A 14,213-nucleotide genomic window follows, 5' to 3' on the forward strand; every position below is an offset into this window, starting at 1 on the left:
CAGCGAGTCACCGGCCTCGCGTTCGACGGCGGTGGGTGGAGCGAGTTCATCGACAATGTGGTCGGCGAATTCGCGAACAGTGGAAGCGAACATGACAGGACCTCCTTCGATCCAGGACTTCAGCGACTACGTGGGGCCGGTTGTCGGCGCGCTCGAACCACGGCACCCTGCCGTGGGTTGAGCGAACGACGTGGACCGAACCCCACCCCGTGTGGGGTGCCGGGCACCACCCCGGCAAGTGCCGCCGTAGCCCTCCCGCGGCTCGCACTCTCACCCGAGGAACGAGCAGTCTGTAACGGGTTCGCCTGGACTGCGGCGCGCTATCGAATTGTCAAAGAACACCTGGCTCCCGACACGTTCTCGAGAACTACAAGTATGATATAACTCACCTCCGACAAAAACGTACGTTCGAACAACGAGTGCCCGAAAAGCGTGCCGCCCCGCCGCCTTCCCGCTACCCCGCCGCCTTCCCGCTACCCCTCTGCCTTCCCGCGAACGCTCTCGCTTCCCGCTACTGGACTGTCCAATAGCGGGAAGCGAGAACGTTCGCGGGAACGCACGACGTTCGCGAGAACAGGCCGCCCACCCCGGCGTCTCCAGGAGTCTGGTCCTGCGGATCGCTCATCGTTTCCCTCTCGTCGTGCGGCACGTCGCCGCGTGCTCGAGTACCCGCCGAACCTGTCAGGAGACTGGGAGCGAGGTGCCGAAGTGCTGGACCCGCAGGCTCCGGAACAGACGGAACCGCGTCAGTCTGTGCGGCGTTGCGCGTACGCCTCGAGTTCGGCGACCTGATCTGGGTCGAGAGAGGGACGGACCGTGGCGCGCGCGGTCTCCACATCGTCCACCGTGACAGTCGCGGCCTCGATGTCCCGACGCATGGCGGCCAGCGCAGACTCCCGGAGCAGCGCCGAGCAGTCCGCAGCCGAGTACCCGTCGAGCTCGGTGGCCAATCGATCGAGATCGACACCGTCGAGTGGGACGTTGCGCGACGCAGCGCGCAGGATGTCGGCGCGGGCGGCGGCGTCGGGTGGCGGTACGAACACGAGACGTTCGAGGCGGCCCGGTCGCAGCAGCGCGGGGTCGATCAGGTCGGGCCGGTTCGTCGCGCCGAGCACGACCACGTCCGAGAGCGGCTCGGCGCCGTCCAGTTCGGTGAGGAGCGCGGCCACCACACGGTCCGCGACCCCCGAATCGGTCGAGCCGCCGCGGCGGGGTGCGAGCGCGTCGACCTCGTCGAGGAAGATCAGCGACGGAGCCGACTCGCGGGCACGGGCGAACAGATCGCGGACGGCACGTTCGGACGACCCGACCCATTTGTCGAGGAGTTCGGCACCCTTCACCGTGTGCACCGACAGTCGGCCGGACGCGGCGAGCGCACGAACCACGAACGTCTTCCCACAGCCCGGAGGGCCGTACAGCAGCACGCCGCGCGGAGGCTCCACCCCGAGCCGGGTAAAGGTGTCGGGGTGCTGCAGCGGCCACAGCACCGCCTCGGTGAGGGCCTGACGTGTCTCGACCATGTCGCCGACGTCGTCGAGCGTGACCGAGCCGAGGGCGACGTCTGGCGACTCGTTGCGGGACGTCGGACGGATCACGGTGAGGGCTTCGGTCAGGTCGGCGGTGCGCAGCGCCGGCTCGGTCTCGTCGGTCGCGGCACGGGCCGCGGCGCGCAAGGCCGCGTCGCGGACGACGGCGGCCAGATCGGCGGCGACGAAGCCCGGCGTGTGGGCGGCGACGTCGTCGACGTCGAGTCGGCCGTCGGTGGGCACGTCGGTGAGGATCGCGCCGAGCAGTCGGGCTCGCAGGTCGGCGTCGGGCAGTCCGATCGACAGCGAACGGTCGCACAGGTCGGGGGCGCGCAGACGCCGATCGATCGCGGCGGGGTCCGCGCTGGTGGCCACGAGAGCGACGACGCCGGATGCGATCGCGTCCCGAAGGTCGTCGAGGATCAACGTCGAGACGGGGTCGGGCACAGCCGGGAGGAGTGCGTCGACCTCCGGGATCAGGAGGACGCCGGGGCCCTGCGCGCGGAGTCGGGCGACGGCGTCGGCGACCGCAGCGCGTCGCCCCTCTGCGGTGAGGGCTCCAGTCGTCGGACCGTCCAGTTCGATGAACGGACGGTGCGCGCACACCGCCCGGACCACCGTCGTCTTGCCGACTCCGGCCGGTCCGGTCACGAGGACGCCCAGACGCGGCTGCGCTCCGAGGGACCGGAGGATGTCCGGGGTGTCGAGCGTGACCGCCAACCATTCGGTGAGCCGACTGACCTGCGAGTCGACGCCGACGAGTTCGGAGACGGGCCGGACCGGACGTGGCGACTGGTCGCGCGCCGTCGCCGGGGACGACGTGGACGCGCCGACGGGCTCGGGGGCGCTCGCAGTGGCGGGCGGCTCGACAACCGGGTGCGGCGCCGCCCCCGGCACGGCGTGCCGACCGGCCCATAGGGCCGCCGTCCCAGTCTGCACGCTGACCGGTCCAGCAGGTTCGGTCGCGGTGACGGTGAGGAGCTCGTTGGTCCACGTGATGCCGAGCGTGTTCGCCAGTGACCGGGTCGCCGGACTCGCCGACAGTTCCGGTCCGAGATCGCGCGGAAGCAGTGCGACGGTGTCTCCGACGGCCAGGATCTTGCCGAGCAGCGCGCGCCGCAGCGTGGCCTCGGCGACCACCGACATGGCGACGGAGGACCCGCGCACCGTGACGCGAGAGGCACCCTGCACGAGCGCCGGCCCGACGACGACCTGCGCGTTCTCCCGGACCCCGAGGTTGGTGAAGGTGATGTCGTCGAGCAGCAGCACGCCCGGTGGGACGTCGCCGGCTGCGCGCGCCACGACCGCGGTCATCGTCCGCGCACCGGTCATGCCGATCGCGTCCCACTCGGTCAACGACAGCGCCGCCAGTACCTCCGGGTGGACCCGCACCAAGCCTCGACGCGAGTCGGCCGCCGACGTGTTCAGTCGGGCGGTCAGAGTCAACGTCGGCCGCGTCACCGGGTCAGCCCTCCGAGTCCGCGGATACCGGCGTGGTCGGGGCTCCGGGGGCCTCCGGTGCCCCGGGGCGACGCAAGCCGAGTCGAGCCGCCGAGGCCTTCCGGGGACCAGTGTGTCGGCGCACGCCGCCCGCACGTCGTTCGTCACGTCGCTGGATACGGCGGTCCCGCGGCGGTGCGTCCCAGTGCTCGGGATGCGAAGCCACCCACCGCTGCATCCGCCACGCGAAGGGGATGTGGATGAGGTACGCGGCGACCACGACCATCATCAGGATGTACGGGAACGTCATCAAGAGCGCGGCGGCCGCGGCGACGACGATGAGCAGCCCGGCGAGTGCGCTCGGGCGGACCCTCGCCGACTTGAACGACAGCGTCGGGCAGCGGCTCACCGCGAGGATCGACACGAAGATCATCCACACGCCGACGGCCACCGTCGACGTCCACCAGCCGTCGCCGAAGTGCTGCAAGACGCCGACCGGCAGCAACGCAGTCAATGCGGCGATCGGCGCCGGAACACCGACGAAGAAGTCCCTCGTGTATCCGGGGGCGTCGTCGTCGTCGAGCAGCGTGTTGAATCTGGCCAACCGCAGGATGATCGCCGCGCAGTAGATGAGGACGAGGATCCAGCCGAGGTCCTGGGCGGCGCCGTCCTGGTCGCGCAGCACCGTCGAGTAGACGATGAGTGCGGGCGCGACACCGAAGTTGACGGCGTCCGCGAGGGAGTCGATCTCGGCGCCGATCTTGGTGGTGGCGCCCATGAGGCGGGCGACGCGGCCGTCGAGACCGTCGAGGATCGCTGCGGCGACGAGCAGCGCGAGCGCGGTGTCGACGTTGCCTGCATCGGCCGAGCGGACCGCGGTGAGACCTGCACAGAGCGCGAGGATCGTGAGCGCCGACGGCAGGAACATGCGACCGTCGCGCAGCGACCGGCGACGTGTGTCGTCGGGCCGGCCCGTCCGACGGCCGGCCACCCGCAGCCTGCGCCGCGGACTCCCGTCTCGGCGGAGTCGGCCGGGACCGCGTGGGGCCGTCGCGCTGGGCATCAGGTGAGATCCGCGAAGACGGTTTCCGCGCCCACCGCGCGCTGGCCGACAGACACCTTCGGGACGCTGCCCGCGGGCAGGTAGACGTCGACGCGTGACCCGAAGCGGATCAGGCCGTATGTGTCGCCGAGCGTCAACTCGTCGCCGACTGAGGCGTCGTTGACGATGCGGCGAGCCAGAAGCCCGGCGATCTGGACGACGCCGACCTGCGGTCCGGATCCGTCGGCGCCGGTCGCGATGGTCATCGATGTCCGCTCGTTCGCAGTGCTCGCCTCGGGCAGGTCCGCGGACAGGAACTCGCCTGGCTTGTGCGCCACCGACACCACTCGGCCCGCGATCGGGACACGCTGGACGTGGACGTCGAAGATCGAGAGGAACGTGCAGATGCGCGGCAACGGTCGGTCGCCGAGTCCGAGCTCCGGATGGGGGACGGCCTCGTCGACCAGCGCGATCGCGCCGTCCGCCGGGGCGACGACCAGCCCGGCGCCGGTGGGCGGCACGCGGGACGGATGCCGGAAGAACAATGCCGACGCTGCGGCCGTCGCCGCCGCCGACCGGGCGAGCCACGGATGTCTGCGTCCGAGGAGTGCGACGGCGGCCGGCGCGGCGACGAACGGCAGTCCGCGGCGGTGGACGGGTGGAACCGTCGAGTTGAATAGGTCGACCAGGTGTGCGACACCGGTGCGATCGTCGGGTTGTGCGGGGCGTCGTGCCACCGGGAGTCTCCTCACCTCTGGCTCCTCCGGCAACCTCGACCGGGAGCTCTGCGTTGCTGCAAGCTTAGGCGGAGCCCGCCGCTCGAGCGAAGTCGAGACCCCCGCCGCCGACCGAGCGGAGTCTGTCGAGGCGCCCGGTTATGCGCTTTCCGCTGCGCGCTTCACTTTGTCGAGCGTCTCGCGGATGCCTGCGCGGAGTTCGTCCTCGAACGAGTCGTTGCCGCCGAACACCTTGTCGACGAGGAACGACGACACGGCGGTGGTCTTGCCGCCTGCCGCCGCGCGCTGCTCGGTGACGCGTGATCCGGTCGCGGTCGGCTCGATCCGGTACGACCACACGGTGTGGTTCTCGGTGATGCGGAAGGCGATCTCGCGGTTCGGCTCGAAGGCGACGACCTTGGCGCTCGTCGGCCAGACCAGTGGGCCGCGACGGTTGACGTTCAGGGTGCGGGCTCCCTGCTTCACGTCGCCGCCGAAGACGATCATCTTCTTGCACTGAGGGCTCCACTCGCCCATCCGCTTGAGGTCGCTGATGACCGACCAGACGGCTTCGGGGGACGCGTCGATCTCGATGGAGTCTTCAATGATGGGTGCAGCCACGGGGGTTCCTTCCAACGGTGTAGTGCCCGTCACGATAGACCAGTTGCCGTGACAGGCGGTAACGCCGGTAGGTCCAACAGCCCAGTGTTCTACAGCGCGGCGTTTTACAGTGCCGCGGCGACGAACAGTCCGATCGCCACGAACACGACCGCGTTGAGCCATGCGGCTCGCGAATAGCCGCCGTCGGACTCGTCGAGCAGCACCGAACCGAGCCTGCCTGGGGTGAGCCAGTCGACGAGGACGAACGAGAACATCATCAAGGCGATCGTCGCGACGCCGTAGCCGAGCGTGAACAGGATGCCTTTCCACAGTTCGAAGCCGGTGGACGCGCCGATGCCCGCGGCGATCGCGATCGCGAGGCCCGCGGCCTGCGCGACCGCCAGCACCACGGCCGACCGGTTCTGCTCCACCCACACCTTGGTGCGGAGGCTGCCGGGCGTCACCAGGTCGAGCGCCACGAATCCGAGGATGAGGAGCGCGATCGACAGCAGGCCGTACGACGTGAGGTCGGCGATGTCGCTACGGAAGATCTCCAGCGGTTCCATGCGATGACTCTAGCGGTCAGCCGACAGTCACCATCTCCCAATCGGCGACGGAACCGGACAGCCGTGCGAGATGGCTGTCGGCGTCGCCGAGCGTGTGCGAGATGGCGGTGAGCCTGCTGACGTAGTGGCCGATCGGGTACTCGGCTGTCATGCCGATGCCGCCGTGCATCTGCACCGCTTCCTGGCCGACATGACGGCCACTCCGGCAGATCTGCAGCTTGGCCCGGGATGCGGTGATCGGGTCGTAGTCGCCGTCGGCGAGCGACGCGGTGAAGTACGTGCTCATGCTGCGGGCGAGTTCAGCGGACACGAACATGTCCGCTGCCCGGTGCGACAACGCCTGAAAGGTGGCGAGCGGGACGCCGAACTGCTTGCGCGACTTCAGATACTCGGTGGTCATTTCGAGGGCGCGGGTCATGGCGCCGACCGCTTCGGCGCACAGCGCCGACTGGGTGGCGACGTCGACGTCGGCGATGACCTGCGATGCGTCGCCGTCCCCGAGTCGGGTGCCGGGCGCCCCGGACAGGTCGAGTTGCGCGCCGCGTCGACGGTCGTGCGTGCGGTACGCGGTACGGGTGAGGCCGTCGGCGTCGGCGGCCACCAGGTACAGGCCGATGGCGCCGTCCGGTTCGCGGGCCGAGACGACGAAGGTGTCGGCGCAGTCGCCGTGGTCGACGAGCGTTTTGACGCCGGTCAGTCGGCCGCACACAGCGGTGGTCGCCACCGCTGTGTGCGGCCACCGGTCGCCGGCTTCGGTGTGTGCGAACGCCAGCATCCGCTCGCCGGACGACAGTCCTTCGACGATCTCGGTGCGGGTCGCGTCGTCGGCGGTCCGGGCGACGAGCATGCCGGGGACGACGACGGAGCCGAGGAGGGGTTCGGGAGCCAGGCTCGCGCCGACCTCCTCCATCACCACTGAGAGCTCTTCGGGGCCTGCGCCCATCCCGCCGTCGGCTTCGCTGAAGACCAGCCCGAGGATGCCGATCTCGGCGAGGGAGCGCCACACGTCGCGGCTCCACCCGAGGTCGGTGTCGGTCACCGCGCGGAGCCTCTCCACGTCGTAGGCGGAGGTCAGGACGTCGCGCACGGTGTCGCGCAACATCACCTGTTCGTCAGACAGATCGAATTCCATTGTGTTCCTTGAAATCTGGGAGGGCTACAGCCCGAGGACGGCCTTGTCGATGATCTGGCGTTGCACTTCCGATGAGCCGCCGTAGATCGTGACCTTGCGGTAGTTGAGGTAGGTCGGAACCGTGCGCTGTGCCCACTCGGGCGACAGCACGTCGGCGGTCCCGTTGGCGGCCGCCGAGTCGACGGCTGCGACGGGCACCGAGTCCGGTCCGGCGATGTCGGCGAGCAGTTCCATGGCATCCTGCTGCAGTTGCGAACCGCGTAGTTTCAACAGTGACGACGCCGGGTTCTGCTTCCCGTTGGCCGAGCCGGCCACCACGCGCAGCTGGGTGATCTCAAGGGCGAGGAGTTGGTTCTCGAGATCGGCCAGGCGGGAGGCGATGGCGGGATCGTCGAGCAGGGTCCCGGTCGGGGTCGTGATCTCGGCGGCGAGTTTCTTAGCGCGCGCCAGCTTCGTCTTGGTGTAGCCGACGCGGGCGATGCCCGACCGTTCGTTGCCGAGTAGGAACTTGGCGATCGTCCAGCCCTGGTTCTCTTCGCCGACGAGGTTCTCGACGGGGACGCGCACGTCGCTGAAGAAGACCTCGTTCACTTCGTGGCTGCCGTCGATCAACTGGATCGGACGCATCTCGATGCCCGGCGTGTCCAGGTCGATGAGCAGGAAGCTGATACCGGCCTGCTTCTTCACGTCGGGGTCGGTACGGACGAGCATGAAGATCCAGTCGGCGTACTGGCCGAGCGTCGTCCACGTCTTCTGGCCGTTGACGACGTAGTGGTCGCCGTCGCGGACGGCGCGCGTCTTGAGCGATGCGAGGTCGCTGCCTGCCTCGGGTTCAGAGAAGCCCTGGCACCACCACAGGTCCAGGTTTCGGGTGGCGGGCAGGTACTTCTCTTTCTGCTCGTCATTGCCGAAGTGCGCGATGACGGGCCCGACCATGCCCGCGTTGAACGGGAGGAGGTCGGGCACGAAGTTGAGCGCCATCTCCTCGCGCCAGATGTGGTGTTGTACGGGAGTCCAGTCCTGGCCACCCGCCTCGACCGGCCACGCCGGAACGGCGATGCCGCGCTTGTTCAGGAGCTGTGTGGTGGTGACGACGTCGTCCGGGTAGATCGTCTTGCCTTCGGCATTGCGGCGACGGATGTCTTCGGGGATCTCGGTGGTGAAGAATTCGCGGAGCTCGGCCCGGAACGCTTCCTCCTCGGGGGTGAAACGAAGCTGCATACTCCAGTCCTACTCCGAAGTAACTCGTCGTGTCGCGATTCGATGGAAGGAAGTACCGTCATGAGGCATGAAACATGTGCACGCTTTCGGCGATGACGTTCTCGGCGATTTGGATGCGCTCGGAGTTGCCGAGCGGATCGCGACCGGAGCGGTCAGTGCCGCCGAAGCGCTCGACGCTGCGTTGGCTCGCCTCGACCGGGTCGAGCCGCAGCTCTCGGCGCTCGCGGTCGACGACCGCGAGCGGGCACGAGCGCGCACTGACGGCGAGTTTCACGGTGTGTTCGCGGGTGTGCCGTCGGCGATCAAGAACAACACCGCGTTCGCCGGTCTGCCGACTCGCAATGGCTCGGCGGCGACCGGCGATGTGCCCGCCGCGTCGGACGAACAATTCTCTCGCGAGTTCGTCGGCGCCGGGTTCAACGTGATCGGGGCGACGACGACGCCTGCCTTCGGTCTCACGGCGACCACTGAGTTCGCCGATCGCGGACCGACGCGGAACCCGTGGGACACCGACTTCTCGTCGGGCGGGTCGTCCGGCGGTGCGGCAGCGCTCGTCGCATCGGGCGTGCTGCCGATTGCGCACGGCAACGACGGCGGCGGCTCGATCCGCATCCCGGCTGCGGCGTGCGGTCTCTTCGGGCTCAAACCGTCGCGGGGGCGGACGGCGCCTGCTGCGATGGGTGAGAAACTGCCGATCGATCTGATCTCGAACGGTGTCCTCACCCGTTCGGTGCGCGACAGTGCCGCGTTTCTGGCCGATGTGGAGTCTCGCCGCGACAGCGGGAGCCTGCCACCGGTCGGCAGCGTCGAAGGCCCCGGCAGCCGCCGGCTGCGGGTGGCGCTTGTCAACACGCCGATCACTGGACGGCTGTTGGACGCGCCGACCGACACGGCGTTGAACGACGCCGCCGAGATGTTGGAGTCGATGGGGCATCGCGTCGAGACGATTCCGTTGCCCGTCGACCGGTCGTTCGTCGACGACTTCTCCGACTACTGGGCGATGATGGCGTTCGGCATTGACCGTTTCGGTGGCAAGACAGTGGGGGCGGGCTTCGACCGATCGCAACTCGACCCGTTCACACAAGCATTGTCCGCCAGGTTCTTTCGGCACTTCTACCGGCTGCCGTTCGCGCTCCGCCGCCTCAACAAGGCGACCGCGGCGTTCCGCGATCTGTGCGAGCGGTTCGACGTCGTCCTGTCCCCGACGCTCGCGCACACGACTCCGAAGATCGGGTACCTGTCGCCGACCGACGACTTCGACGAGGTATTCGACAAGCTGATCGGCTACGTGTCGTTCACGCCTGCGAACAACGTGAGCGGTACGCCCGCGGTGACGCTGCCGTTCGGTTCCACGCCCGACGGGCTGCCGGTGGCTATCCACTTCTCCGCCGACGTCGGCGCCGAGCGGACGCTCCTCGAATTGTCGTACGAGGTGGAAGCGGCCCGACCCTTCGCCCGCATCCAGGACGCGTAGCGGCCAGACGCTGGCACAACTCTCCCGTATACGGCGCCCAGGTCCGGATGGCGGTTCGAGTGTCCGTATACGGGAGAGTTGTGCCCGAGGTGGGCGAACGAAGACGTCGGCGGGCCGACTCGGATGGTGAGTCGACCCGCCGACGTCCTGGGCGTGTCAGTGCATGCGCCGTGTCAGTGCATGCCCCGTGTCAGTGGGCAGCGTCAGTGGGCAGCGTCAGTGGGCGACGGCCCCTTCGGCTCCGACACCGGTCAGCGAGCGGACTTCCATCTCGGCGTTCTTGCCTGCTTCACCGCGATCGCGGGACGTCAGGGTGCCGACGATACCGAGGATGAACGCGAGCGGGATCGAGACGATGCCCGGGTTCTCCAGCGGGAAGTACGAGATGTCGATGCTCGAGATCATCGCCTTCGAACCGCCGGTGACGGCGGGGGAGAAGACGATCAGGACGATGCACGAGATCAAGCCGCCGTACATGCTCCACAGGGCGCCACGCGTGTTGAAGCGACGCCAGTACAGCGAGTAGATGATCGTCGGCAGGTTGGCCGACGCGGCGACCGCGAACGCGAGAGCGACGAGGAACGCGATGTTCTGGCCGTTGGCCAGAATGCCGAGCACGATGCTGATGACGCCGAGGACGATGACCGTGATCCGCGAGACGCGCACCTGGTCGGACTCGGATGCGTTGCCGCGCTTGATGACCGACGCGTAGATGTCGTGCGCGAACGACGCGGACGCGGTGATCGCCAGACCGGCGACCACAGCGAGGATCGTCGCGAACGCGACCGCCGAGACGATGCCGAGCAGGACGGTGCCGCCCAGTTCGAGCGCCAGCAGCGGAGCCGCCGCGTTCTCGCCGCCTGCCGCACTGAGGATCTTGTCGGGTCCGACGAGAGCCGCCGCACCGTAGCCGAGGATCAGGGTGAACAGGTAGAACGCGCCGATCAGGGAGATCGCCCACACGACCGAGCGGCGGGCTTCCTTCGCGGTCGGCACAGTGTAGAAGCGCATCAGCACGTGCGGCAGACCCGCGGTGCCGAGGACCAGAGCGAGACCGAGCGAGATGAAGTTGATCTTCGACTCGGTGGAGCCGCCGTACTTGGCGCCCGGCGCGAGGACGTCACGCGACGCGACCGCCTCGTCGGCCGAACCGGAGATCATGTTCTGCGCCTCGCCGAAGAGATGGGAGATGTTGAACCCGAACTTGATGAGCACGATCGCGGTCATCACGACGGCTCCCGCGATCAGCAGGCACGCCTTGATGATCTGCACCCACGTGGTGCCCTTCATCCCGCCGATCAGCACATACGCGATCATCAGGACGCCGACGACGGCGATCACGATGCTCTGGCCGGCCCGGTCGTGGATGTTCAAGAGCAGTGCGACGAGACCGCCCGCGCCTGCCATCTGAGCGAGCAGGTAGAACAGCGACACGACCAGTGTCGACAGCGCGGCCGCCATGCGGACCGGGCGTTCCTTCAATCGGAAGCTCAGCACGTCGGCCATCGTGAATCGGCCGGTGTTGCGCAGCAGTTCGGCCACCACCAGCAGGGCGACCAGCCAGGCCACGAGGAAGCCGATCGAGTACAGGAAGCCGTCGTAGCCGTACACGGCGATCGCGCCCGCGATGCCGAGGAAGCTGGCGGCCGACAGGTAGTCGCCTGCGATGGCGATGCCGTTCTGCGTGCCGGAGAAGCCGCCGCCCGCAGTGAAGAACTCGGAGGCGGTCGTGTTCTTCCGGCTGGCGCGGATCACGACGAACATGGTGACCGCGACGAACGCCACGAAGATCGAGATGTTCATCGCGGTGTTGCCGACGGCCTCGGGCTCGGCGAGATGGGTGATGGTCATCGGATGCCCTCCGCGGTGTCTGCGTATACGCCGTCGGCGAAGTTCTGTCGGATCTGTTCGGCCTTCGGATCGAGGTCACGGCCCGAGAACTTCACGTACGCGGCGGTGATCGCGAAAGTGGTCACGAACTGGAGCAGCCCCAGGATCAGGCCGAGGTTGATGTTCCCCCACACCTTGGTCCCCATGAAGTCGTCCGCGAACGCGCCGAGGACGACGTAGACCGCGTACCAGAGGAGGAAGAACACGGACATCGGGACGATGAACCGGAGGAGGGTCCGCCGGAGGCTGGTGAATTCGGGGCTCGCTTGCGCGACGAGGAACTCGTCGGGCGATGGTTGCACCCGCTCCGTGGGCGGTGGTGCTTGATCGGACACGATCACTCCTTACACATGAGAGTCGACGGACAGTCGCATGCGAGAAGAATGAACGAGATACGTGTCACATGGCAGGCGCATTGTGATCGAAGCGACGAGCATCTCCGACCATGCGGTGAACGGTCGCCCGGCGCCGACGAGCGGTGAACGGTCGTCCGTCACCTCGGCGGTTTCACGGGGTCCGTTCCACACCCAACCCCAGGCGTTCGGGCACGTGCATCGCGGCGAAGATCCCTGCGACGCCCGGTGGCCGGGACGAGCGTGTCGCCATGCTGACCGCGATCATGACGACGAAGGTGAGCGGCACCGTCACTGCTGCCGGATAGTCGACGACCGCCGTCGGCCACCCGCCTGCGACGTCGTCGTCGACGACGCCGCTGACGACCAGGGCGACAGCGGCAGCCGATGCGATCCCGCCGACGACCAGACCTGCGATCGCGCCCGCCGCAGTGAGCCCCCGCCACCAGATTCCTAATAGGAGTAGCGGGCAGAAGGTCGCTGCCGACACGGCGAAGACCAGGCCGACCGACCGGGACAGGTCGAGGGTTCCCGCGCCCAATGCCAAGCCGATCGGAATGAGTCCGCCGATGAGTGCACAGATCCGGAAGCTGCGGACTCCGGCCGGTAGCAGATCAGTCGACATGACGCCTGCGATGCTGACGAGCAGGCCCGACGACGTCGCCAGGAACGCGGCGATCGCGCCGGCCGCGACGAGTGCGCCGAGCAGTGTCCCCCACACTCCCGGCATGGCGGCCGTCGGCAGCAGGAGAACCGCGGCGTCGGTGTTGCCGGTCGTCAGCACCTGCGGGGTCCAGACCCGTGCGAGCGCGCCCAGCACCGTCGGGAACAGGTAGAACACCGACAATGCGGCGATCACGTTCAACGCGGTCCGGCGCGCCGCCCGCCCGTCGGTGTTCGTGTAGAAGCGCACCAGCACGTGGGGGAGTCCGACGGCGCCGAGGAAGGTCGCCACCATCAGCGACAGCACCTGGTAGAGCGGGTGGTCGCCGCCGAGACCGCCGCCGGACGCCGCCCACTGCGCGCCGGTCTGGGGGGCGTCCGACACGACCGGTGTCGCCGCGTCCTTCGCCAGGGTCACTGTCGAACCGCGTTCGACGGTGACGGTTCCGACCTCGGCGGGCGCACCGTTGATCCGGACCCCGGTCGGATCGGAGACGGTCACCGACACCGTGCGGTCGACGCTCACCGTGGTCGCGACGTCGACGCGCGGCGGCAGCGGCTCGCCGAGGTCAGAGTCGTGGTGGAGGAACAGCATCGAGAGGGCGAGCGCGGGCACCGCGACGGCGGTGAGTTTCAACCAGTACTGGACCGCCTGTGCGAACGTCACCGACCGCATGCCGCCGCCGACGACGTTGACGATCACGAGCAGACCGACGCCGACCACACCGATCCACGGGGGCAGTCCCAGCAGGATGTCCAACGCGAGGCCTGCACCCTGCAACTGCGGGACCAGGTACAGCACACAGATGCCGACGACTACGACCATCGTCGCCTTGCGGGCACGTTTCGACGTGAGGCGGAACTCGGCGAAGTCGGGCACCGTGTACGCGCCCGACCGGCGGAGGGGAGCCGACACGAACAGCAGCAGCGCGAGGTAGCCCGCGGTGAACCCGATCGGATACCAGAGGGCGTCGGCCCCGTACTTGGCGACGAGTCCCGCTACGCCGAGGAACGACGCCGCCGACAGGTATTCGCCCGCGATCGCTGCGGCGTTCCAGCCGGAGCCGATGCTGCGTGAGGCGACGAGGAAGTCTGACGTCGAGCGGGCGCCCCGCCCCGCGTACGCGCCCGCGGCGAGGGTGCCGACCGCTGCGACCAGGACTGCGGCGACCGTGAGTGTGGTGACGTGATCGCTCACCGAGCCGAGTCCCGAGTCGTGGGTCCGGGGTCGTCGTCGGTGAGGCGGACGAAGTCCCGTTCGGCCTGGTCGGCGAGCCGAATGTAGAGGCGGCCCGCCAGGTACAGCAGCGGATAGGGGAGCACTCCGAGGATGACCCAGTTGAGCCGGATCCCGAACACGGTGGCCGACGCGAACGGCTCGACGGTCGCGCCGAGGATCGGAACGGCGACGAAGATCAGGACCACGGCCAGGCCAAGCCGCAGTGCGAGACCGAGTTGCGCGCGGACGAGCCCGCGGACCAGGTTCTCGCCGATTCCGCTCTGTTCGGCGACCTGGACGCGGGTGCGGACCATGCGCGCTCCGCGTCGCTCGGACAGGACGACGCGTTCGCGGGGCGGGCGGTCGGGCAT

Annotated in this window: 12 protein-coding genes; 1 reads left to right on the forward strand and 11 read right to left on the reverse strand. The window is 68.5% G+C overall.

The window, feature by feature from the left end:
- Positions 1–746: 746 nt before the first annotated feature.
- The 7 genes from L5G28_RS04905 to L5G28_RS04935 all read right to left on the reverse strand — a co-directional run bounded on the left by L5G28_RS04905 (position 747) and on the right by L5G28_RS04935 (position 8,243).
- Entirely contained in the window at positions 747–2,987 is a 2,241-nt protein-coding gene (locus tag L5G28_RS04905) for an AAA family ATPase (RefSeq protein WP_237000560.1), read from the reverse strand.
- 4 nt (positions 2,988–2,991) lie between these two features.
- Positions 2,992–4,029, reverse strand: coding sequence for a CDP-alcohol phosphatidyltransferase family protein (locus L5G28_RS04910; RefSeq protein WP_237000561.1), 1,038 nt, complete (start codon positions 4,027–4,029; stop codon positions 2,992–2,994).
- The gene (locus L5G28_RS04915; protein WP_237000562.1) at positions 4,029–4,745 is read right to left on the reverse strand and encodes a phosphatidylserine decarboxylase; all 717 of its coding nucleotides are present in this window, start codon (positions 4,743–4,745) and stop codon (positions 4,029–4,031) included. The genes L5G28_RS04910 and L5G28_RS04915 overlap by 1 nt, the downstream gene beginning before the upstream one ends.
- A gap of 138 nt (positions 4,746–4,883) precedes the next feature.
- A complete protein-coding gene (locus tag L5G28_RS04920) occupies positions 4,884–5,345 on the reverse strand; it encodes an SRPBCC family protein (RefSeq protein WP_237000563.1) in 462 nt (153 codons plus the stop codon).
- 104 nt (positions 5,346–5,449) lie between these two features.
- A complete protein-coding gene (locus L5G28_RS04925; protein ID WP_237000564.1) occupies positions 5,450–5,890 on the reverse strand; it encodes a DUF350 domain-containing protein in 441 nt (146 codons plus the stop codon).
- Positions 5,891–5,906: 16 nt separating this feature from the next.
- Entirely contained in the window at positions 5,907–7,022 is a 1,116-nt protein-coding gene (locus L5G28_RS04930) for an acyl-CoA dehydrogenase family protein (RefSeq protein ID WP_237000565.1), read from the reverse strand.
- 24 nt (positions 7,023–7,046) lie between these two features.
- Complete coding sequence (locus L5G28_RS04935; protein ID WP_236997855.1) at positions 7,047–8,243, reverse strand: acyl-CoA dehydrogenase family protein; 1,197 nt, start codon at positions 8,241–8,243, stop codon at positions 7,047–7,049.
- 67 nt (positions 8,244–8,310) lie between these two features.
- Between L5G28_RS04935 and L5G28_RS04940 the strand changes: the two genes are divergently transcribed.
- Positions 8,311–9,717 carry an amidase gene (locus L5G28_RS04940; RefSeq protein ID WP_237000566.1) on the forward strand — a complete coding sequence of 469 codons (1,407 nt, stop codon included), beginning with the start codon at positions 8,311–8,313 and terminating at the stop codon, positions 9,715–9,717.
- A gap of 216 nt (positions 9,718–9,933) precedes the next feature.
- On the opposite strand, the gene L5G28_RS04945 is transcribed toward L5G28_RS04940, so the two are convergent.
- The 4 genes from L5G28_RS04945 to L5G28_RS04960 form a co-directional block, all read right to left on the reverse strand.
- Positions 9,934–11,568 (reverse strand): monocarboxylic acid transporter, encoded by a 1,635-nt coding sequence (locus tag L5G28_RS04945; protein WP_237000567.1) that lies wholly within the window; start codon positions 11,566–11,568, stop codon positions 9,934–9,936.
- Positions 11,565–11,942: a DUF485 domain-containing protein gene (locus tag L5G28_RS04950; RefSeq protein WP_236997852.1), complete on the reverse strand. Its 378-nt coding sequence runs from the start codon at positions 11,940–11,942 to the stop codon at positions 11,565–11,567. The genes L5G28_RS04945 and L5G28_RS04950 overlap by 4 nt, the downstream gene beginning before the upstream one ends.
- Before the next feature lie 172 nt (positions 11,943–12,114).
- Complete coding sequence (locus L5G28_RS04955) at positions 12,115–13,821, reverse strand: sodium/solute symporter (protein ID WP_237000568.1); 1,707 nt, start codon at positions 13,819–13,821, stop codon at positions 12,115–12,117.
- Positions 13,818–14,213, reverse strand: coding sequence for a hypothetical protein (locus L5G28_RS04960; protein ID WP_237000569.1), 396 nt, complete (start codon positions 14,211–14,213; stop codon positions 13,818–13,820). The genes L5G28_RS04955 and L5G28_RS04960 overlap by 4 nt, the downstream gene beginning before the upstream one ends.

Source organism: Gordonia liuliyuniae (assembly GCF_021739025.1).
GTDB classification, from domain to species: Bacteria; Actinomycetota; Actinomycetes; order Mycobacteriales; family Mycobacteriaceae; genus Gordonia; species Gordonia liuliyuniae.

What these genes read in the sequence shown, in the direction of transcription:
- L5G28_RS04945 (WP_237000567.1), bottom strand. Translation starts at nt 11,568, where the DNA reads ATGACCATCACCCATCTCGCCGAGCCCGAGGCCGTCGGCAACACCGCG.
- L5G28_RS04930 (WP_237000565.1), bottom strand. Translation starts at nt 7,022, where the DNA reads ATGGAATTCGATCTGTCTGACGAACAGGTGATGTTGCGCGACACCGTG.
- L5G28_RS04960 (WP_237000569.1), bottom strand. Translation starts at nt 14,213, where the DNA reads ATGCCCGACCGCCCGCCCCGCGAACGCGTCGTCCTGTCCGAGCGACGC.
- L5G28_RS04935 (WP_236997855.1), bottom strand. Translation starts at nt 8,243, where the DNA reads ATGCAGCTTCGTTTCACCCCCGAGGAGGAAGCGTTCCGGGCCGAGCTC.
- L5G28_RS04940 (WP_237000566.1), top strand. Translation starts at nt 8,311, where the DNA reads ATGAAACATGTGCACGCTTTCGGCGATGACGTTCTCGGCGATTTGGAT.
- L5G28_RS04910 (WP_237000561.1), bottom strand. Translation starts at nt 4,029, where the DNA reads ATGCCCAGCGCGACGGCCCCACGCGGTCCCGGCCGACTCCGCCGAGAC.
- L5G28_RS04925 (WP_237000564.1), bottom strand. Translation starts at nt 5,890, where the DNA reads ATGGAACCGCTGGAGATCTTCCGTAGCGACATCGCCGACCTCACGTCG.